This window comes from Rothia sp. HMSC071F11 (genome assembly GCF_001809115.1).
Lineage (GTDB): Bacteria > Actinomycetota > Actinomycetes > Actinomycetales > Micrococcaceae > Rothia > Rothia dentocariosa.
Window position 1 is genome coordinate 332,752 of the sequence record NZ_KV795730.1, and the last position, 916, is coordinate 333,667.

Consider the following 916-nt stretch of genomic DNA (forward strand, 5'->3'; position numbering starts at 1 on the left):
TCAATTTTGACGAGTTCGGCGAGCGGGTCTTGCAGCCGCCGAGCGATCGAGACCGCCCCGCGTACCGTTACGTCAAGATCGGGCAGCTCTTCGCTGGCGAGTTCGGAGGCTGAATATACGGATGCCCCCGCCTCTGAGACGGTAACCTTCTGTGCCGCCTTATACCCTTGAGAACGCAGCTTCGCTAGCAGTTCGGCGGCGAGTTTATCGGTCTCACGTGAGGCGGTGCCATTGCCAATGGCGATAAGTTCCACGCCATGGGTGAGAACCGCATCCTCAAGGGCAGCGAGCGCACCGGCACGGTCGTATCGAGGCGCGTGCGGGTACACCGTGAAGGTTTTCAGCACGTGCCCGGTGCCGTCAATAACCGCGCATTTCACGCCGTTACGCAGCCCCGGGTCAAGCCCGAGGGTGACTTTTTGCCCGGCGGGTGCGGCAAGCAGAAGGTCGCGCAGGTTCGAGGCGAAAACGGTGATGGCTTCGCGTTCTGCCATCTCGAAGAGGGCGTTGCGTATGCGGTCTGCCAGGCGGGGGTGTAGCCGTTTACGCCATGCGGTGCGCACGGTTGCGGCAAGCCAGCCGAGCACACGGTCTTCACTGTCGACGGTGTTGAGAACCTGCACAGGTATGCGCAGCGCGGCGGCAACTTCACGCTCGTATCCCGAACGAACGTTCTCGTAATTTTCGGCGATGGCAAGCGCAGCAGCACGCGCTTCTCCGCGGAGTTTGCTCAGGGGCGGGGCTGGTGTGGCACCGTCAATACTGAGCCGCACGATTCCGGCTTCTTTGGCGCGAAGCAGGGCGAGAACCCGGTGCGGGCGAATACGCCTGATACTATCGGAGAAGTCGAAATAGTCGGCGAATTTTACCCCTTCGGCTTCCCGCCCGGCGATAACTCGACTAGAGATCGTTCCGG

The 916-nt window shown here is 61.7% G+C and carries 1 pseudogene; it reads right to left on the reverse strand.

Going from position 1 to position 916, the window contains the following annotated elements:
- Positions 1-916, reverse strand: a pseudogene (locus HMPREF2554_RS02420) (RNA-binding transcriptional accessory protein); the annotation flags it as partial.